Origin of the sequence: Caenispirillum salinarum, from assembly GCF_044803115.1 — a bacterium.
Taxonomy (GTDB): domain Bacteria; phylum Pseudomonadota; class Alphaproteobacteria; order Rhodospirillales; family Rhodospirillaceae; genus Caenispirillum; species Caenispirillum salinarum_A.
Genome location: NZ_CP085224.1, coordinates 2190330 through 2210816, shown reverse-complemented (window position 1 = coordinate 2210816; position 20487 = coordinate 2190330). Strand labels below are relative to the sequence as shown.

23 protein-coding genes and 2 tRNA genes are annotated in these 20487 nt (G+C 67.7%); 9 read left to right on the top strand and 16 right to left on the bottom strand.

Features of this window, described 5'->3' with window-relative positions; genetic code table 11:
- Positions 1-49: 49 nt before the first annotated feature.
- From metC to LG334_RS10110, 3 genes are all read left to right on the top strand, one after another.
- Entirely contained in the window at positions 50-1231 is a 1182-nt protein-coding gene (metC, locus tag LG334_RS10120; RefSeq protein ID WP_404385727.1) for a cystathionine beta-lyase, read from the top strand.
- Positions 1232-1299: 68 nt separating this feature from the next.
- Positions 1300-1674 carry a phosphoribosyl-AMP cyclohydrolase gene (hisI, locus tag LG334_RS10115; protein WP_404386348.1) on the top strand — a complete coding sequence of 125 codons (375 nt, stop codon included), beginning with the start codon at positions 1300-1302 and terminating at the stop codon, positions 1672-1674.
- A complete protein-coding gene (locus LG334_RS10110; protein WP_404385725.1) occupies positions 1671-2759 on the top strand; it encodes a CobW family GTP-binding protein in 1089 nt (362 codons plus the stop codon). Before hisI ends, LG334_RS10110 begins: the two co-directional genes overlap by 4 nt.
- A 185-nt stretch (positions 2760-2944) precedes the next feature.
- On the opposite strand, the gene LG334_RS10105 is transcribed toward LG334_RS10110, so the two are convergent.
- Entirely contained in the window at positions 2945-3370 is a 426-nt protein-coding gene (locus LG334_RS10105) for a bacteriohemerythrin (protein ID WP_404385723.1), read from the bottom strand.
- Positions 3371-3571: 201 nt separating this feature from the next.
- Here LG334_RS10105 and LG334_RS10100 point away from each other — a divergent pair.
- The 5 genes from LG334_RS10100 (at position 3572) to LG334_RS10080 (ending at position 5529) form a co-directional block, all read left to right on the top strand.
- Positions 3572-3648: transfer RNA gene (locus LG334_RS10100), tRNA-Pro, on the top strand.
- Between the two features lie 25 nt (positions 3649-3673).
- Positions 3674-3973, top strand: coding sequence for an ETC complex I subunit (locus tag LG334_RS10095; RefSeq protein ID WP_404385721.1), 300 nt, complete (start codon positions 3674-3676; stop codon positions 3971-3973).
- Between the two features lie 75 nt (positions 3974-4048).
- Positions 4049-4125, top strand: a tRNA-Arg gene (locus LG334_RS10090).
- Between the two features lie 293 nt (positions 4126-4418).
- A complete protein-coding gene (locus tag LG334_RS10085) occupies positions 4419-4922 on the top strand; it encodes a DUF421 domain-containing protein (protein ID WP_404385719.1) in 504 nt (167 codons plus the stop codon).
- Positions 4923-5094: 172 nt separating this feature from the next.
- Positions 5095-5529: a DUF3775 domain-containing protein gene (locus LG334_RS10080; protein ID WP_404385717.1), complete on the top strand. Its 435-nt coding sequence runs from the start codon at positions 5095-5097 to the stop codon at positions 5527-5529.
- 176 nt (positions 5530-5705) lie between these two features.
- Here LG334_RS10080 and serS read toward each other — a convergent pair whose 3' ends face one another.
- From serS to urtA, 15 genes are all read right to left on the bottom strand, one after another.
- Positions 5706-6992, bottom strand: coding sequence for a serine--tRNA ligase (gene serS / locus LG334_RS10075; protein WP_404385715.1), 1287 nt, complete (start codon positions 6990-6992; stop codon positions 5706-5708).
- Positions 6993-7092: 100 nt separating this feature from the next.
- Complete coding sequence (locus LG334_RS10070; protein WP_404385713.1) at positions 7093-7560, bottom strand: YbhB/YbcL family Raf kinase inhibitor-like protein; 468 nt, start codon at positions 7558-7560, stop codon at positions 7093-7095.
- A 98-nt stretch (positions 7561-7658) separates the two neighbouring features.
- The gene (locus tag LG334_RS10065; RefSeq protein ID WP_404385711.1) at positions 7659-8093 is read right to left on the bottom strand and encodes a CBS domain-containing protein; all 435 of its coding nucleotides are present in this window, start codon (positions 8091-8093) and stop codon (positions 7659-7661) included.
- Between the two features lie 93 nt (positions 8094-8186).
- On the bottom strand, positions 8187-8822 hold the full coding sequence (gene ureG, locus LG334_RS10060; protein ID WP_404385709.1) for an urease accessory protein UreG: 636 nt from the start codon (positions 8820-8822) through the stop codon (positions 8187-8189).
- Positions 8819-9499 carry an urease accessory protein UreF gene (locus tag LG334_RS10055; RefSeq protein ID WP_404385707.1) on the bottom strand — a complete coding sequence of 227 codons (681 nt, stop codon included), beginning with the start codon at positions 9497-9499 and terminating at the stop codon, positions 8819-8821. Before LG334_RS10055 ends, ureG begins: the two co-directional genes overlap by 4 nt.
- On the bottom strand, positions 9492-9986 hold the full coding sequence (gene ureE / locus LG334_RS10050; protein ID WP_404385705.1) for an urease accessory protein UreE: 495 nt from the start codon (positions 9984-9986) through the stop codon (positions 9492-9494). Before ureE ends, LG334_RS10055 begins: the two co-directional genes overlap by 8 nt.
- Positions 9987-10197: 211 nt before the next feature.
- The gene (gene ureC, locus LG334_RS10045) at positions 10198-11901 is read right to left on the bottom strand and encodes an urease subunit alpha (protein WP_404385703.1); all 1704 of its coding nucleotides are present in this window, start codon (positions 11899-11901) and stop codon (positions 10198-10200) included.
- A gap of 4 nt (positions 11902-11905) precedes the next feature.
- Positions 11906-12217, bottom strand: a complete 312-nt coding sequence (locus LG334_RS10040) for an urease subunit beta (RefSeq protein WP_404385701.1) — start codon at positions 12215-12217, stop codon at positions 11906-11908.
- Between the two features lie 18 nt (positions 12218-12235).
- Positions 12236-12538 (bottom strand): urease subunit gamma, encoded by a 303-nt coding sequence (locus LG334_RS10035; protein ID WP_009541992.1) that lies wholly within the window; start codon positions 12536-12538, stop codon positions 12236-12238.
- A gap of 198 nt (positions 12539-12736) precedes the next feature.
- The gene (locus LG334_RS10030) at positions 12737-13585 is read right to left on the bottom strand and encodes an urease accessory protein UreD (RefSeq protein ID WP_404385699.1); all 849 of its coding nucleotides are present in this window, start codon (positions 13583-13585) and stop codon (positions 12737-12739) included.
- Complete coding sequence (gene urtE / locus LG334_RS10025; protein WP_404385697.1) at positions 13560-14255, bottom strand: urea ABC transporter ATP-binding subunit UrtE; 696 nt, start codon at positions 14253-14255, stop codon at positions 13560-13562. Before urtE ends, LG334_RS10030 begins: the two co-directional genes overlap by 26 nt.
- Before the next feature lie 13 nt (positions 14256-14268).
- Positions 14269-15054 carry an urea ABC transporter ATP-binding protein UrtD gene (gene urtD, locus LG334_RS10020; RefSeq protein ID WP_404385696.1) on the bottom strand — a complete coding sequence of 262 codons (786 nt, stop codon included), beginning with the start codon at positions 15052-15054 and terminating at the stop codon, positions 14269-14271.
- A complete protein-coding gene (gene urtC, locus LG334_RS10015; RefSeq protein ID WP_404385695.1) occupies positions 15047-16210 on the bottom strand; it encodes an urea ABC transporter permease subunit UrtC in 1164 nt (387 codons plus the stop codon). Before urtC ends, urtD begins: the two co-directional genes overlap by 8 nt.
- Positions 16211-16237: 27 nt before the next feature.
- Complete coding sequence (gene urtB / locus LG334_RS10010) at positions 16238-17896, bottom strand: urea ABC transporter permease subunit UrtB (protein WP_404385693.1); 1659 nt, start codon at positions 17894-17896, stop codon at positions 16238-16240.
- Between the two features lie 92 nt (positions 17897-17988).
- Positions 17989-19272 carry an urea ABC transporter substrate-binding protein gene (gene urtA, locus LG334_RS10005; RefSeq protein WP_404385691.1) on the bottom strand — a complete coding sequence of 428 codons (1284 nt, stop codon included), beginning with the start codon at positions 19270-19272 and terminating at the stop codon, positions 17989-17991.
- A 495-nt stretch (positions 19273-19767) separates the two neighbouring features.
- Here urtA and LG334_RS10000 point away from each other — a divergent pair, with 495 nt between their 5' ends.
- Complete coding sequence (locus LG334_RS10000) at positions 19768-20475, top strand: response regulator transcription factor (RefSeq protein WP_404385689.1); 708 nt, start codon at positions 19768-19770, stop codon at positions 20473-20475.
- Positions 20476-20487 lie beyond the last annotated feature (12 nt).

The window sequence follows — 20487 nt, the reverse complement described above, 5'->3', positions numbered from 1 at the left end:
GCAGATGACCGCGCGCGGCCGCATTTCAACACGGAGACATTTCGAAATCATGAAAGAGGATACCCGTATCGTCCACGCCGGGCGCCACCCCGCCCGCTTCCACGGGGCCGTCAACACGCCGGTCTACCGCTGCTCCACCATCCTGTCGGGGTCCGTGGCGGAGCTGAAGGAGAAGGTGCGCAACAAGTTCGACATGGTCGATTACGGCCGCCTGGGCACGCCGTCGACCATGGATCTGGAAGCGGCCGTGGCCGAGCTTGAGGGTGGCGCGCGCGCCATCGCCACGTCCTCGGGCCTGGCGGCCATTGCCGGATGCCTGACGGGCCTGCTGTCGGCCGGCGACCACCTGCTGATGACCGACAGCGCCTATTTCCCCACGCGCAAGTTCTGCGACGAGGTGCTGGCGCGCTTCGGCGTCGAGACCACCTATTACGACCCGCTCGTCGGCGCGGGCATCGCCGACCTGATGCGCGATAACACCAAGGTGGTCTTCACCGAGGCGCCGGGATCGCTGACCTTCGAAATGCAGGACGTTCCCGCCATCGCCGAGGCCGCCCATGCGCGGGGCGCGCTGGTCGCCATCGACAACACCTGGGCGACGCCGCTGTACTTCAAGCCTTTCGACCACGGCGTCGATGTCTCCATCCACGCCGGCACCAAGTACATCGTCGGTCATTCCGACGCCATGGTGGGGCTGATCGTCTGCAAGACGCCGGAGCTGTTCACCCGCATCAAGAGCACCACGTCCGCCTTCGGCTACAGCCTGTCGGGCGACGATGCCTTCCTGGCCCTGCGCGGCCTGCGCACCATGAAGGTGCGGCTGGAGCAGCACCAGCGCGCCGCGCTGGAGATCGCGCAATGGCTGGAGGCGCGCCCCGATGTCACCCGCGTGCTCTATCCCGCCCTGCCCGGCGACCCCGGCCACGCCATCTGGAAACGCGACTTCACGGGCGCATCCGGCCTGATGGGCGTGGAACTGGCCGCGGCCGGCGAGAACAACGTCACGGCCATGAACGCCTTCCTGGACGCGCTGAAGCTGTTCGGCCTGGGCTTTTCCTGGGGCGGGTTCGAGAGCCTGGCGATCCCCGCCACCGGCGCCATCCAGCGCACCGCCACCACGTTCCAGTCCGACGGGCCGGTGGTGCGCCTGCACATCGGGCTGGAGGATACCGACGACCTGAAGGCGGATCTGGATCAGGCGCTGGATGCCTTCCGCGCCGCCGCCGGCTGACCCATATGACGGACATCATGACCAGCGAAACCACCACCTTCCCCGCCGCCGATGCCGCCGCCGACGCCATGGTGGCCGACGCCCGCTTCAACGCCGACGGCCTGATCGCCTGCATCGCCCAGCAGCACGACACCGGCGAGGTGCTGATGATGGCCTGGATGAACGAGGACGCCCTGCGCGAAACCCTGCGCACCGGCCGCGTGTGCTACTGGTCGCGCTCAAGGTCCAAGCTCTGGCGCAAGGGCGAAAGCTCGGGCCAGGAGCAGCACCTCATGGACCTGCGGCTGGACTGCGACGGCGACACGGTGCTGGCGCTCGTCGACCAGACCGGCGTGGCCTGCCACACCGGGCGGCGGAGCTGCTTCTATAAGGCGCCGCGCGGGGAGGCGCTGGTCAACATCACCGAGCCCGAAATCGCGCCGGAGGACCTGTACGGCCGATGACCGACAGCACCACGACCGCCGACACCATCCCCGTCACCATCCTCACCGGCTTCCTGGGCAGCGGCAAGACAACGCTGCTCAACCATCTGGTCCAGCAGCCGGAACTGTCCGAGACCGCCGTGCTCATCAACGAGTTCGGCGAGATCGGCCTTGACCACATGCTGGTGCGCGAGGTGAAGGACGATATCGTCCTGCTCAACTCCGGCTGCCTGTGCTGCACGGTGCGGGGCGACCTGGTGACCGCCCTGCGCGACCTGTTCCTCAAGCGTGTGCGTGGCGAGGTGGAGTTCACCCGGCTGGTGATCGAGACCACCGGCCTGGCCGACCCCGCGCCCATCCTCCATACCATGATGACCGACCCGCTGATCGGCGCGCGATACCGCCTGGACGGCATCGTGACGACGGTCGACGCGGTGCATGGCGCGGATCAGCTCGACCGCCACCGGGAGTCGGTCAAGCAGGTGGCCGTCGCAGACCGCATCGTCATGACCAAGACCGACCTGGCGGATGCCGAGGCACTGCAATCCCTGCACGGCCGGCTGGCGGAGCTGAACCCGTCGGCCCCGCGGCTTGTGGCGGAAAACGGCGTTCTGGCGCCGCCGGACATCCTCAACGCCGGCCTGTTCAAGCCGGGCAGCAAGATTCCCGACGTGGAAGGCTGGCTGAAGGCGGAAGCCTACACCGAGCATGACGGCGGGCACGGGCGTGGGCATGACCACGGCCACGGCCACGGTCACCACCACCACGACGTGAACCGCCACGGCGACGGCATCGACGCCTTCTGCCTCACGCTCGACGAGCCGGTGGAATGGCTGCACCTGGCCGAAGCGCTGGAGATGATCATCGCGTCCAAGGGTGAGAACCTGTTGCGGCTCAAGGGCATCCTGGCCGTGAAGGGCCAGGAGGAGCCGGTGGCGGTGCACGGCGTGCAGCACGTCTTCCACCCGCCGGCCACCCTGCCCGCCTGGCCCGAGGGCCACGACCGCAAGAGCCGGCTGGTCTTCATCACCCGCGATATGCGGCGCGAGGCGGTGGAAAAAGTGGTGCGGGCGGCACTGGACCAGATGCCTGACATCTATTCCTGATACAACCGCGGGGGAATTTGCGCACACTTGTCCGCAGGAATGTTGCGTTTGACAGCGAAAAGCCCGAGGCGCACAGTAGGTCTTGGCTGAGAATGCGACATGATCAGTCCCCTCTTTAAGCCTAGAGACCGCCCGGCCCCGCCGGCGCGGTCTTTTTTTTGGCTTGAGGGACGAAGGGCCGACGCCTACTCCACCATCTCGGGCAGGCGGCCTTCATGCTCCACGTAGGGAGCGTATTTCATGTCGGTCTTGAGGATGTGGTTGACCAGCCACGTCTTGAGAAACCGCATGACCTCGGCGCAGTTCACCTCATCGGGTGCGCGCTCCCACAGGCTGCGGATGTCGGCCACCGTGCGCTCGATCTCGCGGTGACCCTCGGCGTGGGGTCCGAAGTCCGGATAGTTGCACTCGCGCATGACCTTTTCCTCGCGCGCGAAGTGCACCTGGACGTAGCGCTCCAGACTTTCAATGGTGCGGCCGACAACCTCGTGCCCCTGCTTTTCCGCCATGGCGTCGAAAAGCTGGTTGATGATGTTGATAAGCATCTGATGGTCGAAGTCCAGCGTTGCGTGATGCACGCTGTACTCGTCCCGCCACGTCATGAAAGGCATGTACCCGACTCCCGCTGCCTGTCGACCGAGCCTTGTGGAGCGCCCGCATGTTACAGAACAGCGACCTTTGTCGCAATGTGGATATAGTGCCACGCCATTCGATCGGGCGCCCCACTCGCACGGGTAGGCAGGAGGCGGGTGCGAAGGGTGGCACGGGACGCTTGCCAAACGGTGTGCGAGACCATAGGTTTCACCCCCACACGGGGCGTAGCTCAGCCTGGTAGAGCACCTGCTTTGGGAGCAGGAAGCCGGAGGTTCGAATCCTCTCGCCCCGACCAGGAGAGATCAACGAGGGACACGACGATGGCGATCTCCGTGCGCATCCACCGGCCGGCCAAGACGGCCATGCAGTCGGGCCGCGGCAACACGCGGCGCTGGCTTCTGGAGTTCGAACCGCAGGCCCCGCGCAACATCGACCCCCTGATGGGGTGGACCAGCGGCCGCGACACGCGCCAGCAGGTCAAGCTGTGGTTCGCCACAAAGGACGAGGCCATCGCCTACGCCAAGCAGCAGGGCTACGACTACAAGGTCTACGAGCCCAAGGAGCGCCGCGTGCGGCCCAAGTCCTATGCGGCGAATTTCGCCTACGACAAGGTTTCCTGAGGCGTCGTCCCGCGCCTGATGTCCGTGTTCACGCGCCGGCCCGGCACACCCACCGCTCCGGCGCGTGACGCGCATGCGCCCTTAGCTCAGCTGGATAGAGCATCCGCCTTCTAAGCGGACGGTCACTGGTTCGAATCCAGTAGGGCGCGCCACTCTTCCCGCCGACCATCCAAAACGGACCCGCCGTGCCCAGTTCCATGCGGTGGACGCGACGCGGCGCGTTGCGTTTCGCCGTCGGTGTCCGTGCAGGGAAATGCACCGCCATACCCTTTGCCCGCAGCCCCGGACGGGAAGCGGCGGATCGGTCGCGCCGGACGCCCCGGCTGGCCCGCCCGCCGGGGTGTTTCGCCCGGCCAACATTGAAAAAGGCGTGCCCGCCGATCGAGCCTGCGGCCCCGCGCCATCGTTGCCTCCCTCAGACGCCGCTTTTCGGGAGGCTTTCGTCATGGACCCGCAGTCCCTGGACTGGCTCCACCGCGTCATCGGTTCCGACGCGGACACGATCACCTGGTGGCAGATGAGCATTCGCGCCGCCGTGCTGTTCCTGATCGGGCTGATCTACGTCCGGCTCGCCGACCGCCGCGCCTTCGGCAAGTTCGGCGCCTTCGACATCATCCTGGCGATCATCGTCGGGTCGAACATCAGTCGCGCCATCACGGCCACCGTCCCCTTCATCCCAACCGTTGCCGCCACCGGGGTACTGGTGCTGATGCACGCCCTGCTCACCCACATCTCCTGCCGCTGGCAGCCCCTGGGCATGGTCATCAAGGGGCGGGAGAAGGCGCTCATGAAGGATGGCGTGCTGGATCATGCGGCCATGAAGACCAGCGGCGTCACCGAGAACGACATGCGCGAGGCCGCGCGCCTGAAGGGCAAGCCCGACCTGTCCGCCTTCAAGGAGGCCTACCTGGAGCGCAACGGTTCCATTTCCTTCATTCCCAAGGGCTGAGGCCGTCTCAGCCATGGCGTGACGGCCTCGGGCCGCAGGAGACCACAGCGGACGCGCCGCCGGGCTGATACAGGTTAAGCCGCTTCCGTCCTTCGGAGCTAACCTGCGTCAATACCGGCGGACGGTATTGCCGCCATCCTGTCGGGACAAGGCTCCCGAATGGAGGCCCGTCATGCAGAACATCCTCGACGACACGGACGGCAGCGAGTCGCCGGAACTGGTCACGCCGCTGGCGACCTACGCCTTTCTCATCGCCCGCGCCCGCCACCTGGATGCGGCGGAGCAAAGCATCGAGGCGGATATGGAACTGGGTCCCCTGGAAACGCCCCGCGAAGCGGTGGTCGAGCGCGACGCCACGCGCGACGAACTGCGCGAGGCGCTGGACGACCTGACCGACGACCAGAAGGCGGAAGTGCTGGCGGTGGTCTGGCTGGGCCGGGGCGATTACGACCCGTCCACCTGGGACGACGCCCTGGCCGACGCCGCAAGCGGCCGCACCCGCCGCGCCGCGGCCTACCTGATGGAGACGCCGGGGCTCGGCGACCTGATGGCCGAGGGGCTGGCGTCGCTGGGGGTGCCGGAGGATGACCTGGAAGACGTGGAATGAATGACCGCCTTCGACCCGGAGGACACGCCCATGGCCGCCCAAGACCCCGCCACGCCGTCCCGGCGGGACCGTGAGCGTCCGGCCTGAGCGGCCGGCATCCCCTCTGGTCCGCCGCTCCGCCTTGCGCACCGAGGCCTCGGGAACCCCTCTTGATCCAGGTTAGGCCCCTACTGTGCTCAGCCCTGCTGCGGCTCCAGCACGTCCACGCCCAGCCACGGGCGCAGCACTTCCGGCACCGTGACGGAGCCATCGGGGCGCTGGTGCTGCTCCAGGATGGCCGGGAACAGGCGGCTGGTGGCGAGGCCCGAGCCGTTCAGGGTGTGGATGAACTCCGTCTGCTTGGCGCCCTTGGGCTTGAAGCGGATGTTGGCCCGCCGCGCCTGGTAGTCGCGCGCCCAGGAGACCGAGGCGACCTCCTTGTAGATGCCGAGCGACGGCAGCCAGACCTCGATGTCGTAGGTCAGCGCCATGGAGGCGCTTGCGTCTTCGGCGGCCAGCAGCGACGTCCGGTAGTGCAGGCCCAGTTCCTCCATGATGCCCTGGGCGCGGCCCACCAGTTCATCCAGCGCGGCCTTGCCGTCCTCGGGCGCGGTGAACTGGAACATCTCCACCTTGTTGAACTGGTGGCCGCGGATCATGCCGCGTTCCTCGGTGCGCGCGCTGCCCGCCTCGCGGCGGTAGCAGGGCGTGTAGGCGAAGCACTTGGTGGGCAGTTGCTCGGGCTTGAGGATTTCGTCGCGGTAGACGTTCAGGATGGCCGTTTCAGCCGTCGGCAGCAGGAAGCGGTCGCGCTCGCCCTCGTCCGTCTGCAGGTGGAAGACGTCGTCGGTGAACTTGGGAAACTGGCCGGCGGCGTAGCCGCATTCGTGCACCAGCATGTGCGGCGGCAGCAGGAACTGATAGCCGTCCTTGAAGTGTTTCTGGCAGAAGTAGTTGAGCAGCGCCCACTCCAGCGCCGCCCCCATGCCGGTATACAGCCAGAAGCCGCTGCCGCCGATCTTCACGCCGCGCTCGTAGTCGATCAGCTTCAGGCGCTGGGACAACTCCATATGGTCCAGGCCCCAGTCGCCGCGATCGGGCGCCTCGCCCCAGGTGTGGACGACCTGGTTGTTCTCCTTGCCGCCCGGCGGCACGATCTCGTCGGGGATGTTGGGCAGTTCGGCCAGCAGGGTCTGAAGCTTTTCCTTGAGGGCGTCCAGCTCCGGTTCGCCGTCCTCGATGCCCTTCTTGATTTCGGCGGCGCGCGCTTCCAGGTCGGCCGAGTCCTCGCCGGCCTTCTTCTTCTGGCCGATCTGGCGGGCGATGTCCTTGCGCTCCGCCCGCAGCGCCTCGATCTGCCCGATCAGCTCGCGCGATCGACGATCAAGCTCCAGGATTTCGCTGAAGTCCACGTCGGGCAGGCGCTTGGCGAGCCCGCGGGCCACGGCGTCCGGGTCGGCTTTGATCTGCTTGAGGTCGAGCATGTGAGGCGGTCTCGATGTGTGTGGGTGGGACACGATGTGCGGTGCAGCGGTTATACCCACCCCCCGCCCGCCGCTCAAGAGCCGCCCCGCTCGCCTCGCCTTACGGCGCGCGGGTGTAGTGAAAGGTCAGCACCGCCTCATCCTTCGCCGCCGCCTCGGCCGCCTCGATCACCGCATGCGCGTCGGCGCCGGGCTGCATGTCCAGCGTGCGGTCCAGGGCCAGCAGGCGCAGCCGCAGGTCCAGGCGCTTGCTGATGGTGCCGACGGGCGCGTCGTAGCCGGTCTTGCCGGCGTCGCCCCTGGCCTGCTCGATGGGCAGGTCGTCGGGATCGGTCTGCGACATGATGCCCTCCGGCAAGCCGCCCGTGTCCGGGCCCATGCCGTAGACGCACCAGTGGACGTGCGGCGGCTGGGTCGACGGCGTCGTCTGCTCCATCACCAGCACCAGTTCCTTCGTGCCGGCCGGCACGCCGGACCACGACACGGGCGGCGAAAAGGCCCTGTCGTCCTTGCTGTAGCGCTGGGGAAGTTCTCCGTCGGGCTTGATGGCGTCGCTTGTGATGCGCATGGGCTCCTCCCTTGGCGGTTGCGTCTGCGGGCATAACGACGGCGCCGCGGCCGGGTGGCCGGGGCGCCGTCGTTTTCGCTAACGCGCGGTCGGACCGCTTACATCTTGCGTTCCTCGCCCGACGGGCTGGCGATATCGCGATAGGCGATGTACTCGGCGTGCTCGACGCCGGCCTTCGCCAGGTCGGCCACGGTCACCACACCGCACATGCGCTTGTCATGGTTGATGACCGGCATGCGGCGGATCTGGTGCTCGGCCATGCTTTTCGCGGCCTTCTCCACGTCGTCGTCGTCGAAGCACCACAGCACGCCCTCGCTCATGGCGTCGCGCACCGTGGCGCTGGACAGGTCGGTGTCCCCGGCGACGCAGCGGACCGTGATGTCGCGGTCGGTGACGACGCCGATCAGCTTGTCGTTCTCGCCGACCGGAAAGGCGCCGATGTCCTCGTCGCGCATGCGCTTGGCGCACTCGCGGATGGTGGTGTCGGGGTCGACGAGGTGGACGTCCTTGCTCATGATTTCGCTGACGTTCATGGGTTTCCTCCGGGTCGGATTTGATTGTAGGACCGGCCCTCGGCCGGACTTATCCACCCAACACCTGCCCGACGCCACGGTTCCCCGATACGCCTAGCGACCGCCGAGCGCGTCCCTCAGGCCCCCCTTATGCACCAGGAAGTCCACCACTTCGGCAACGCCCTTCCCCTCCTTGACCTGGGCAAAGAGAAAAGGCCGGTCGCCACGCATCTTTTTCGCGTCCCGGTCCATGACCTCCAGCGAGGCCCCCACCATGGGCGCCAGGTCGATCTTATTGATGAGCAGCAGGTCGGAGCGCGTGATGCCCGGCCCGCCCTTGCGCGGGATCTTGTCGCCGGCGGACACGTCAATGACGTAGATGGTGATGTCCGCCAGTTCCGGCGAAAAGGTGGCCGACAGGTTGTCGCCGCCGCTTTCCACAAAGATCACTTCCAGGTCCGGAAAGCGCGCGTGCATGTCCGCCACCGCCGCGAGGTTGATGGAAGCGTCCTCGCGGATGGCGGTGTGCGGGCAGCCGCCCGTCTCCACGCCTGCGATGCGGTCGGGCGGCAGCGCGCCGGAGCGGGTGAGGAATTCGGCGTCCTCGCGCGTATAGATGTCGTTGGTGATGGCCGCAATGCGCCAGTGGTCGCGCATCGTCTTGCACAGCGCGTCCAGCAGCGCGGTCTTGCCCGAGCCGACGGGGCCGCCGATGCCGACGCGAAGGGGAGAGGAAGCGGAAGCGGTCATGAGCGGAAGAGCCTCGTGTATTGCGTTTCGTGGAACATGCTGAACAGGTCGACCACCGGCGCCGCCGCGCCCAGGTCCTCCCAATCGCGCACCAGCGCCGCCGACGCGGCCTCGTGAACGGTCGCCGCCAGCGCGGCCTGGGCCTTCTGCCCGTCCGTCTGGCCCAGCGGCACCAGGCGCACCGCCGCGCTCACCAGATTTGCGGCCAGCGCGTGGAGATAGGCTGTCAAGGCAGGCTCCAGCGGCACCCCATGGGCCGAGGCGGCGACGGCCACGGCGACGGGATAGCTCGGCGGTCGCTCCAGCGCCCGGCAGCGCGCCGCCAGATCGTCCAGGCGCGGATGCGGCCAGCTTGCGGTGACGGCCGTCAGGAAGGCGCGGCCCTGGTTGGCGCTTTCCATGGCAAGCTCCGCCGTGCCTCGCAGGGCGTCCGCGACCTCGACCACCGTGTCGAGCGCCACGCCCACCGCACCGTGACCCGCGCGGAACAGGTCGGCATCGGTGCGGCCGGCGCCGTGCAGCAGCACGCCCTCCACCCAATCCATGAGCGTCAGGCGGTCGTGGACCGCGCCCGTCTCCACCGCCCATTCCAGACCATGTAAATACGTATAAGCGCCGACCGGAAAAGACGGCGACAACCACGTCATCAGGCGGTAGAGGCCGAGGTCGTCAAGCATGGGCGTGGCCGTCGTCATCGTGGGAATGGGAATGCCCGTGATCATGTCCGCCGCCGGAATACGCCCCGCCCTCGGGCTGGAAGGGCCGGGTCTTGCGGCTGACGGAGGCGCCGAGGCCCTCCACCATCTCGGCGATCACATGATCCCAGCCGATGCGGAGCGTGCGGTTGTCCACCACCTGAAGCGGCAGGTGCCGGTTGCCCAGGTGCCAGGCGACGCGGGCCAGATGAACGGCGTCGGCGCAGCCGATATCCGCCACGTCCTCTGCCGCCGCGATGACGCGCAAGGTCCCGCCGTCCTCCAGCGCGAGGCCGTCGCCGTGGTTGAGCATGACGGCAACAGGCAGGTCCAGCAGCACCGCCCCGCCCTGGTCGGTCTCCAGCCGGATGCGCCGGCGGTGCCGCTCGGCCATGGGCAGGGTGACGGAGCCGGTGGCGGACTCGGCGTCCCAGGAGTGGGCGGGAAGGACACGGGTGGCGCGGATCATTCTTGAAAGGGCCTTCTGTATGTTGTTTGGAGCCACCAAGACACAAAGAACACCAAGAGACCGATCCAAGCGGAAATGAAGGACCCTGGCTTCCAGAAAGTCTTCGAGGGAGTGTGAGGGAGGCCGCGCCTCCCTCACGTCCTCATCGCGGCGCAGCCGCGAAGCCTTCGTGTCCTTCGTGTCTTGGTGGCCTCGCCGCACACTGTTGGGGTCAGAACAGGAAATACCGCTGCGCCATGGGCAGAACCTCCGCCGGTTCGCAGGTCAGCAACTCCCCGTCGGCGCGGACCTCGTAGGTTTCCGGGTCCACCTCGATCTTCGGGCAGGCGTCGTTCAGCACCATGTCGGCCTTGGTCACCGACCGGCAGCCCTCCACCGCCACCAGCGCCCGGTTCAGGCCCAGCGCGTCCCCCAGGCCCGTGGCGGCGCCGGAAACGAAGGTCACGCACGACGCCTGCATGGACCGGCCGAAGGCGCCGAACATGGGACGGTAGTGGACCGGCTGAGGCGTGGGGATCGACGCGTTGGGGTCGCCCATCAGCGCCGACATGATGGTGCCGGACTTCAGCACCATGTCGGGCTTGGCGCCGAAGAAGGCCGGCGACCACAGCACCAGATCCGCGAGCTTGCCCACCTCCACCGAGCCCACATGCTTGGCAATGCCGTGGGTGATGGCGGGGTTGATGGTGTACTTGGCGATGTAGCGGCGGGCGCGCAGGTTGTCGTTCTCGCCCTGCTCTCCCGCCAGCCGGCCGCGCTGGACCTTCATCTTGTGCGCCGTCTGCCAGGTGCGGGTGATGACCTCGCCGACCCGGCCCATGGCCTGGCTGTCCGATGCGATCATGGAGAACGCGCCCAGGTCGTGCAGAATATCTTCCGCCGCGATGGTCTCGCGCCGGATGCGGCTTTCGGCAAAGGCCACGTCCTCGGGAATTTTCGGGTCCAGGTGATGGCACACCATGAGCATATCCAGGTGCTCGTCCAGGGTGTTCACCGTGAAGGGCCGCGTGGGGTTGGTGCTTGACGGCAGCACGTTCGCCTCGCCGGCCAGCTTGATGATGTCCGGCGCGTGCCCGCCGCCCGCGCCCTCGGTATGGAAGGCGTGGATGCTGCGGCCCTTGAAGGCGGCCACGGTGTTCTCCACGAAGCCCGACTCGTTCAGCGTGTCGGTGTGGATGGCGACCTGGACGTCCATTTCTTCGGCCACCGTCAGGCAGCAGTCGATGGCCGACGGCGTGGTGCCCCAATCCTCGTGCAGCTTGAGGCCGATGGCGCCCGCCTCCACCTGCTCCCGCAGGGAATCCGGGCGGCTGGCGTTGCCCTTGCCGAAGAAGCCGATGTTGACCGGCAGCCCTTCCGCCGCCTGGAGCATCCGCGCCATGTGCCAGGGGCCGGGCGTGCAGGTGGTGGCATTGGTGCCCGCCGCCGGGCCGGTGCCGCCGCCGAGCATTGTGGTGATGCCCGAATGCAGGGCGTCCTCCACCTGTTGCGGGCAGATCCAGTGGATGTGGGCGTCGATGCCGCCGGCCGTCAGGATTTTCCCCTCGCCGGCGATGACCTCCGTCCCCGGTCCGATGATGATGGTCACGTTGTCCTGAATGTCGGGGTTGCCGGCCTTGCCGATGGCGGCGATGCGGCCGTCCTTGAGCCCGACGTCCGCCTTCACCACGCCCCAGTGGTCCAGGATCAGCGCGTTGGTGATGACGGTGTCCACCGCACCCTGCGCGCGGGACCGCTGGGATTGCCCCATGCCGTCGCGGATCACCTTGCCGCCGCCGAACTTCACCTCCTCGCCGTAGGTGGTGAAGTCTTTCTCCACCTCGATGAACAGTTCGGAGTCCGCAAGCCGGATACGGTCGCCGGTGGTCGGGCCGAACATGCCGGCGTAGGAGCCTCGGTCGATCTTGTACGCCATGCCCTCAGCCCTCCAGCTTGCCGTCGACGTGGGCGTTGAAGCCGATCACCACGCCGTCGCCGTCATAGGGAATCAGCTCCACGTCGCGGGACTGGCCGGGCTCGAACCGCACCGCCGAACCCGCCGGTATGTCCAGCCGCTGGCCGCGCGCCTTGCCCCGGTCGAATTCCAGCGCCGGGTTGACCTCCGCGAAGTGGAAGTGGCTGCCCACCTGCACCGGGCGGTCGCCGGTGTTCTTGACGGTGACGGTGGTGGTGGGCCGGTTGTCGTTGAGGACGATCTCGCCGTCCGCCGGAATGATCTCGCCGGGAATCATGGTGCCGGGCTCCTTTCGTCAGCGGATGGGCGCATGGACGGTCACCAGCTTGGTGCCGTCGGGGAAGGTGGCCTCCACCTGGATTTCGTGGATCATCTCGGCCACTCCCTCCATCACCTGATCGCGGGTGATGACGGTGGCGCCGTCGCGCATGAGGTCCGCCACCGAACGCCCGTCGCGCGCGCCCTCCACCACGTAGTCGGTGATGAGCGCCACGGCCTCCGGATGGTTGAGCTTTACCCCCCGCTCCAGCCGCCGCCGCGCCACCATGGCGGCCATGGAGACGAGCAGCTTGTCCTTCTCGCGCGGTGTCAGGTTCATTGTCGCTCCCTCGTTCTTTGATCGAGGCCACCAAGACACCAAGAACACCAAGGCTTCGCGGCGTTGCCGCGATCAATTGCGAGGGAGGCACGGCCTCCCTCGCGCTCCCTCGATCTGTTTGTGGCAAGACCCGCCGGCCACGGCCGGGCGGAGCCCCTTGGTGTACCTGGTGTCTTGGTGGCTATAAATTCTCCAATGTCACACATGCCACAGCCTCGGCAGCTTCTCCGGCAATCCCTCGGCGCGGTGGCGAAGCCAGCCCCAGGCACGGCCGAAGTCCCGGCGCATCGCTTGCGCGTCGTGGCCGAGCCAGCGCGTCACCAGCACGCCGCCGACCACCGTAGCACCGCGCATGGCGCCGTCTTCCACCGGCAGGCCGCGGAGGCCGTCGCGCAACTCTTCCAGGTCCGGCCCGACGAAAACCGCCGTCGCCGCCGCCACCGCCCCGCCGAAACCCGAGGGCGCATCCACTGCGCGGCGCAGATCCCCGTCCAGGTGCAGCGCGTCCATCCAGGCGAGCCGCCCGCCCACGCGCACCTCCCACGCATCGCGCAGAAGGCCCGTCTTCACGGTTTCGCCGTGGGCGGTGCGGCCGAGCACGACCATCTCGCCGGCCAGCGCCCTGCCGCCGTCGGCCACGTCCAGGCGGGTGCGGCGGCGCAGGCGGGCGCGGTCGAACAGAATGGTCTCCTGCGGCAGCCATTCCAGCCACGCCCCCTGCCCCGCCGCCAGCGTGACGTCCATGCGCACGTCCGGGCCGAGGGATCGGTAGACCTTCTCCGCCGCCTGGGCCATGGCGAGCAGGCGTGCGCCCGGCTCCGCCTCCACGGCAATGGTCAGTGCATCGCCGCCGACCAAGCCGCCGGCGGTGTTTGTGAGGCAGGCGGTCAGAGGCTCCCCCGGCGGCACGCGGGGCAGCAGGGCGCGCAGCGGGGCGCGCTGCTCAAGGCCCCGCAACCCGCGCGGCCCGGCGGAAACGTGCAGGAGACCCCGGACCCGCGAAGGCTCGGCGGCGGCGCGCTCAGACGGTGAGGTGGCGGCGTACATCCTCTTCCTTCATGCTTTCGCGCGTTCCGGCGAGGACGATCTCGCCCCTGTCCATGACAGCATAATCATCCGCCAGGTCTCGGGCGAACTCGAAATACTGTTCCACCAGCAGGATCGCCATGTCACCCCGGCTCGCCAGAAGGCGGATGACGCGCTCTATGTCCTTGATGATGCTGGGCTGGATGCCCTCCGTCGGCTCGTCCAGCACCAGCAGGCGCGGCTTCGTCACCAGCGCCCGGCCGATGGCGAGCTGCTGCTGCTGCCCGCCCGAGAGGTCGCCGCCGCGCCGGCCGAGCATGGATTTCAGCACCGGGAACAGCTCGAACACCTCGTCCGGCACGCGGCGTTCCCCGCGCGGCAGGCAGGCGTAGGCGGTTTCCAGGTTCTCGCGGACCGTCAGGCGGGGGAAGATCTCCCGCCCCTGCGGCACGTAGGCGATGCCCCGCCGGGCGCGCTGGTGGGTGGGCATCCGCGTGATGTCGTCGTCCTCCCACCGGATGTCCCCGCGCGAGACCGGATGCAGCCCGAGGATGGCGTTCAGCATGGACGTCTTGCCGACGCCGTTGCGGCCCAGCAGGCAGGTCACCTTGCCCTTTTCCGCCGTCAGCCCCACCCCGCGCAGGATGTGGGACGCGCCGTAGTGCAGGTGGATGTCGGATGTGGTCAGCATGGCCCCTCGCCCCTCAGCGCCCGAGATAGACTTCAATGACACGCTCGTCCGCCTGCACCCTGGCGAGCGAGCCTTCCGCCAGCACGGAGCCCTCGTGCAGCACCGTGACCTTGCAGTCGAGGGTGCGCACGAACTCCATGTCGTGCTCCACCACCAGGACCGAACGGTCGCGGGCGATCTCGCGCAGAAGCTCGGCGGTCTGTTCGGTCTCGGCGTCCGTCATGCCGGCGACGGGTTCGTCCAGCATGAGGAATCGCGGGTCCTGGGCCAGCAGCATGCCGATCTCCAGCCACTGCTTCTGCCCGTGCGAGAGCGCACCGGCCGAGGTATGGGCGCGGTCGGTCAGGCGGATGGTGGACAGCACGGCGTCGATGCGATCGCGCTGCTCCCCCATCAGGCGGGCCAGCAGAACGGCGAAGGTGCCGCGCGGACCCTTCAGCGCCAACTCCAGGTTTTCGAACACCGTCAGGTTCTCGAAGACCGTCGGCTTCTGGAACTTGCGCCCGATGCCCATGTTGGCGATGGCGGCCTCGTCGTGTTTCGTCAGGTCCACGTTGCCGTCGTAGAGCACCGCGCCTTCATCGGGCCGCGTCTTGCCGGTGATGACGTCCATCATGGTCGTCTTGCCGGCACCGTTGGGGCCGATGATGGTGCGCATCTCGCCGGGCCGGACGATGAAGCTAAGGCTGTTCAGCGCCCGGAAGCCGTCGAAGCTGACCGTCACGCCGTCGAGATACAGGATGGAGTCGGCGGCCAGCACGTCGTGCCGGGGCGCCTCTTTCAGCGCGGTCTCAGGCATGGGTTTCCTCCGTGGCCTTGCGGGCGGGCGCGGGTGAAACCTCGGGCAGCGCGCGGGCCTGGCGGCGCTTGAGCAGGCCGAACAGCCCCACCAGCCCCCTGGGCAGGAACAGCGTCACCACCACGAACAGGCTGCCTAAGAAGAACAGCCACACCTCCGGCGCCACGCCCGTGAAGAAGGACTTGGCGGCGTTGACGCTCATGGCGCCGAGGATGGGGCCGAACAGCGTCCCGCGCCCGCCGACGGCGGTCCAGATGGCGATCTCGATGGAGTTGGCGGGCGAAAACTCCGACGGGTTGATAATGCCCACCTGCGGCACGTACAGCGCGCCCGCCACGCCCGCGATCATGGCCGAGACCACGAAGGCGAACAGCTTGGCCCCCGTCACCGAATGCCCGAGGAACCGCACCCGGCTCTCGGCGTCGCGCACCGCCAGCAGCACCCGGCCCAGGCGCGAGGTCACGATGAACCGGCAGGCCAGGTAGGCGACCGCCAGCATCAGCACGGTGGCGACGTAGAGGCCCACCTTGGTGCTGTCCAGGCTCATGCTGAAACCCAGGATGTCCTTGAAGTCGGTCAGGCCGTTGTTGCCGCCGAACCCCATCTCGTTGCGGAAGAACGCCAGCATCAGCGCGTAGGTCATGGCCTGGGTGATGATGGAGAAATAGACGCCCGTGATGCGGGACCGGAAGGCCAGCCAGCCGAACACGAAGGCCAGGACGCCGGGCACCGCCAGCACCATCAGCGTGGTGAAGGCGAAGCTGTCGAAGCCCATCCAGTACCAGGGCAGGCTGTCCCAGTTCAGGAACACCATGAAGTCCGGCAGTTCGGCGTTGCCGTAGACGCTTCGGTCGCCGATCTGGCGCATCAGGTACATGCCCATGACGTAGCCGCCCAGGGCGAAGAAGGCGCCGTGGCCCAGGCTCAAGGCCCCGGCGAAGCCCCACACAAGGTCCAGCGCCAGCGCCAGCATGGCGTAGCAGAGGTACTTGCCCAGAAGCTGCACCACGTAGGTCGGCACGTGCAGCGGATGGCCGGGCTCCAGCGCCATGTTGAGCACCGGAACCACCAGGGCGAAGGCCAGCACGGCCAGCAGGACGGCGGTCCAGCCCTTGCGGTTCTCAAGCCCGGCGAGGCGGCGGGTGATCGGTCCCATTTTGTCGGTCTCCTTTCCCGGCCGCGATCAGGTCTCGAAGGCCCGGCCGCGCAGGGCGAACAGCCCGCGGGGGCGCTTCTGGATGAACAGGATGATGAACACCAGCACCAGGATCTTGGCGAGCATGGCGCCGGCCATGGGCTCCAGGAACTTGTTGACGATGCCGAGCGAGAACGCCCCCGCCAGCGCGCCCCACAAGCTGCCCACACCGCCGAACACCACCACCAGGAAGCTGTCGACGATATAGGCCTGCCCCAGGTTGGGGCTGACGTTGGCGACCTGACTGATCGCCACGCCGGCCACGCCCGCGATGCCCGATCCCAGGCCGAAGGTGAGCGCGTCCACCCGGCCGGTCGGGATGCCCATGGCGGATGCCATGCGGCGGTTCTGGGTGACGGCGCGCATGTTCAGGCCCATGGACGACCAGCGCAGGTAGGCCGCCAGACCCGCCAGGACCACCAGCGCGAACAGGATGATGGCGATGCGGTTGGCCGTCAGCGACAGGCCCAGAAGCTCTACCGAGCCGCTCATCCAGTCGGGGTTGGCGACCTGCCGGTTGGTGGCGCCGAAGATGGACCGCACGGCCTGCTGAAGGATCAGGCTGATGCCCCAGGTCGCCAGCAGGGTCTCCAGCGGACGCCCGTAGAGGAAGCGGATGATCCCCCGCTCCATCGCCACGCCGACTGCCCCCGCGACCACGAAGGCGGCGGGGACCGCCACCAGCAGGTAGAGGCCGAAGACCTCCGGCGGCAGGGTGGCGCGGAACACCTGCTGGACCACGAAGGTCGTGTAGGCGCCCAGCATGATCATCTCGCCATGGGCCATGTTGATGACGCCCATGACGCCGAAGGTGATGGCCAGCCCAATGGCTGCCAGCAGCAGGATGGAGCCCGCCGACAGGCCGAAGATCAGGTCCTGCCCGACACTCAGCACCGCCAGCCGCGTGTCGATGGCCTTCACGGCCTCGGCGGCGGCCTCGCGCACGGGTTCGGCGACCGCCTCGTCGTTGGCGACGCGGGTCAGCAGGGCACGGATGGCGGGGTCGGTGGTGTCCGCCAGGGTCTCCACGGCCGCAATGCGCTCGGCCTCCGTGCCGCCGCCCATGAGCCGGGATGCCGCCAGCGCGCGCGCCATCAGCGCCTTCACGCCGGCGTCCGCCTCCGCCTCGACGGCGGCGGACAGGGCCGGGATGGCATCGGCCGAAGGGTTGTTCAGCGCCTGCCGGGCGGCCTTCATGCGCAGGGCCGGGTCGGCGCTGGTCAGTTGCAGGGAACCGAGCGCGCTCTCGATCTGCACGCGGATGGTGTTGTTGGCGACGATTTTCTGAAGCTTGCGCGACGAGCTTTCGGTGCCCGCATCCTCGCCGGTCACCGCGTCGGTCAGGGCGTAGCTCTTGCCGTTGTAGGCGCCGATGACGATGCGCTCCGATCCCCGGTGGCGAAACAGCTGGCCGGCGGACAGAGCCTCCAGCACGGGCGCGGTGCGCGGATGGCCCAGCACGGCGAGCGCCGAGACGGCATCGGCCTTGTCGGCGAAGCTGCGCTGGTCCAGCGCCTCCACGGCCTGCGCGACGGCGGCGTCATCGGCGGCGCGGGCCGGCAGGGCGGCGACGACGGCCAGCACGAAGGCCAACAGCAGCACGCACACCAGCGCGACCAGCCCTTGCGGCGATCGGATGCGGGACACGGGGCGGTCTCCCAGGATGTCGGAAACAGGGGGAACGGAAACAGGATGGAGGCGGCCCGGCCCGCGCAGGATCGGGCCGCCCCCGCGCCGCCTTACATGGCGGGGTCGCCGAACTTCGGCTTCTCGCAGTTGCCGCAGACCCAGGGGTAGGTCCAGTCGGCGGTCAGCTTGGCCGACTCGGGCAGGAAGTCGGACCACGCATCACCCGGCACGAGGTCGTCGGTGCGCGAGACCGCGGCGAACTGGCCGTCAGGCTGGATCTCGCCGATCAGCACCGGCTTGGTGATGTGGTGGTTGGTCAGCATGGTGGAGATGCCGCCGGTCAGGTTGGGCACCTCCTGGCCGTACATGGCCTGGCGCACGGCGTCCACGTCGGTGGTGCCGGCCTGCTCGACCGCCTGCTTCCACATGTTGAAGCCGATGTAATGGGCTTCCATCGGGTCGTTGGTGACGCGGCTGTCATCGCCGGTAAAGGCGTGCCACTTCTCGATGAAGACGTCGTTTTCCGGCGTGATCTCGCTCATGAAGTAGTTCCAGGCGGCCATGTGGCCGACCAGCGGGCCGGTGTCGATGCCCGCCAGTTCCTCTTCACCCACCGAGAAGGCGATCACGGGGATGTCCTGGGCTTCCAGGCCCTGGTTCGCCAGTTCCTTGTAGAAGGGCACGTTGGCGTCGCCGTTGATGGTGGAGACCACGGCCGTCTTCTTGCCAGCCGAGCCGAAGCTCTTGATGTCGGACACGATCGTCTGCCAGTCGGAATGGCCGAAGGGCGTGTAGTTGATCATGATGTCGCTTTCCGCGACGCCCTTGTCCTTCAGGTACTGGGCCAGGATCTTGTTGGTCGTGCGCGGGTAGACGTAGTCGGTGCCCGCCAGCACGAAGCGCTCCACGCCCAGGTCGTTCAGCAGGTAGTCGACGGCCGGAATGGCCTGCTGGTTGGGGGCGGCACCCGTGTAGAAGATGTTGCGCGAGCTTTCCTCGCCCTCGTACTGCACGGGGTAGAACAGCAGGCCGTTCAGCTCCTCCACCACCGGCAGGACGGACTTGCGCGACACCGACGTCCAGCAGCCGAAGATGACGTCCACCTGCTCCTTCTCCAGCAGCTCGCGGGTCTTTTCTGCGAACAGCGGCCAGTCGGAGGCGGGGTCGACCACCACCGGCTCGATCTGCTTGCCCAGCACGCCGCCGTTGGCGTTGGCGTCCTCGATAAGCATGAGCATGGCGTCCTTCAGCGTGGTCTCGCTGATCGCCATGGTGCCCGACAGGGAATGAAGGATGCCGACCTTGATGGTGTCGGCGGCCTGGGCGGAAACGGTCACACCGGTCAGGCCGGCAAGGCAGACGGCGCCGGCGATAAGGGAGCGGATACGCTTCATCGGTCGTGGTCCTCGTTCCGTGGACGTGAATGACGCCCTTCCCGTGGCAGGTTCCGTGCCAGACCGATCAACCCTTTGATTTTGTTGATGATTCATCGCGGCGAGGCGGCAATTTTGGCTGCCGAGGCATGTTGCGCTGCCGCATCAGGACGCACGGCCTGCACAATACAAGGGCAGTCCCCAAGAATGCTCGCCCGTTAATCAAGAGCGCATCTCAATTCCCTGTCAGAACTTATATATATTGCGCGAAGCGTCGGAACCCGCTATTTCTGCTGCGCATCTGGATCTTTTCCTGATTTTTTCCGACCTCTCACCGAATATCCACAAAGTTTTTCTTCTTTGTTTCTTTTACGGACCCGTCATATGCCTCTTTTCCGCCGGATCTCCACGGAAATGTTTCCCGACTGTGTCCCGATGGCATTTCCACAGCCGCGGTTGGCGGCGCGCGCCGGGCGTGACACCATGGCCTGACGGAGACACCGGAGCCCCTTCACCATGATGAACCGAAAGCGCATCCTGGTCGTCGAGGACGACGGTGCGGTGCGGGAAATGATTGCCGCTTTCCTGAGCAACGCCGGCTATGACGTGCGAACGGCGGCCGACGGTTTCGCCATGCAGCAGGTGCTGGAGGGCGAGCCGGTGGACCTGCTGCTGCTGGACCTCGGCCTGCCCGACTGCGACGGGCTGGAGGTCGCACGCGCGCTGCGGGCGCGGTCGAAGCTGGGCATCATCATGGTCACGTCCCGCGACGAACCCGACGCACGCGCCGACGGGCTGGAAACGGGTGCGGACGACTACATCACCAAGCCCTTCTTCCCGCGCGAGCTTCTGGCCCGCGTGCGCAACGTGCTGGACCGCGCCGGCGGCGGCAACCTGGACATGGTGGCGGCCCAGACGGCCGTCTTCGGCCGTTGGATCATGGACCGCCCCAACCGCCGCGTGGTGTCCGAGGACGGCCGCGCGGCGGCGCTGACGGGGGCGGAGTTCGACCTGCTGGCCGCCCTGGTGGACCAGCCGGGCGTGCTGCTGACGCGCGAGGCCCTGGCGGCGGCGGTGGCGGAGAAAAAGCCCGACGCCGGTCCGCGCGCCGTCGACATCCTGGTCAGCCGCCTGCGCCGCAAGCTGGGCGACGACGGCACGCTGATCGAAACCTGCCGCGGCCACGGCTACCGTTTCGCGGCGTCTGTGGCGCGGGGCGGGTAATGATGCCATGCG

What these genes read in the sequence shown, in the direction of transcription:
- metC (WP_404385727.1), top strand. Translation starts at nt 50, where the DNA reads ATGAAAGAGGATACCCGTATCGTCCACGCCGGGCGCCACCCCGCCCGC.
- hisI (WP_404386348.1), top strand. Translation starts at nt 1,300, where the DNA reads ATGGTGGCCGACGCCCGCTTCAACGCCGACGGCCTGATCGCCTGCATC.
- LG334_RS10110 (WP_404385725.1), top strand. Translation starts at nt 1,671, where the DNA reads ATGACCGACAGCACCACGACCGCCGACACCATCCCCGTCACCATCCTC.
- LG334_RS10105 (WP_404385723.1), bottom strand. Translation starts at nt 3,370, where the DNA reads ATGCCTTTCATGACGTGGCGGGACGAGTACAGCGTGCATCACGCAACG.
- LG334_RS10095 (WP_404385721.1), top strand. Translation starts at nt 3,674, where the DNA reads ATGGCGATCTCCGTGCGCATCCACCGGCCGGCCAAGACGGCCATGCAG.
- LG334_RS10085 (WP_404385719.1), top strand. Translation starts at nt 4,419, where the DNA reads ATGGACCCGCAGTCCCTGGACTGGCTCCACCGCGTCATCGGTTCCGAC.
- LG334_RS10080 (WP_404385717.1), top strand. Translation starts at nt 5,095, where the DNA reads ATGCAGAACATCCTCGACGACACGGACGGCAGCGAGTCGCCGGAACTG.
- serS (WP_404385715.1), bottom strand. Translation starts at nt 6,992, where the DNA reads ATGCTCGACCTCAAGCAGATCAAAGCCGACCCGGACGCCGTGGCCCGC.
- LG334_RS10070 (WP_404385713.1), bottom strand. Translation starts at nt 7,560, where the DNA reads ATGCGCATCACAAGCGACGCCATCAAGCCCGACGGAGAACTTCCCCAG.
- LG334_RS10065 (WP_404385711.1), bottom strand. Translation starts at nt 8,093, where the DNA reads ATGAACGTCAGCGAAATCATGAGCAAGGACGTCCACCTCGTCGACCCC.
- ureG (WP_404385709.1), bottom strand. Translation starts at nt 8,822, where the DNA reads ATGACCGCTTCCGCTTCCTCTCCCCTTCGCGTCGGCATCGGCGGCCCC.
- LG334_RS10055 (WP_404385707.1), bottom strand. Translation starts at nt 9,499, where the DNA reads ATGCTTGACGACCTCGGCCTCTACCGCCTGATGACGTGGTTGTCGCCG.
- ureE (WP_404385705.1), bottom strand. Translation starts at nt 9,986, where the DNA reads ATGATCCGCGCCACCCGTGTCCTTCCCGCCCACTCCTGGGACGCCGAG.
- ureC (WP_404385703.1), bottom strand. Translation starts at nt 11,901, where the DNA reads ATGGCGTACAAGATCGACCGAGGCTCCTACGCCGGCATGTTCGGCCCG.
- LG334_RS10040 (WP_404385701.1), bottom strand. Translation starts at nt 12,217, where the DNA reads ATGATTCCCGGCGAGATCATTCCGGCGGACGGCGAGATCGTCCTCAAC.
- LG334_RS10035 (WP_009541992.1), bottom strand. Translation starts at nt 12,538, where the DNA reads ATGAACCTGACACCGCGCGAGAAGGACAAGCTGCTCGTCTCCATGGCC.
- LG334_RS10030 (WP_404385699.1), bottom strand. Translation starts at nt 13,585, where the DNA reads ATGTACGCCGCCACCTCACCGTCTGAGCGCGCCGCCGCCGAGCCTTCG.
- urtE (WP_404385697.1), bottom strand. Translation starts at nt 14,255, where the DNA reads ATGCTGACCACATCCGACATCCACCTGCACTACGGCGCGTCCCACATC.
- urtD (WP_404385696.1), bottom strand. Translation starts at nt 15,054, where the DNA reads ATGCCTGAGACCGCGCTGAAAGAGGCGCCCCGGCACGACGTGCTGGCC.
- urtC (WP_404385695.1), bottom strand. Translation starts at nt 16,210, where the DNA reads ATGGGACCGATCACCCGCCGCCTCGCCGGGCTTGAGAACCGCAAGGGC.
- urtA (WP_404385691.1), bottom strand. Translation starts at nt 19,272, where the DNA reads ATGAAGCGTATCCGCTCCCTTATCGCCGGCGCCGTCTGCCTTGCCGGC.
- LG334_RS10000 (WP_404385689.1), top strand. Translation starts at nt 19,768, where the DNA reads ATGATGAACCGAAAGCGCATCCTGGTCGTCGAGGACGACGGTGCGGTG.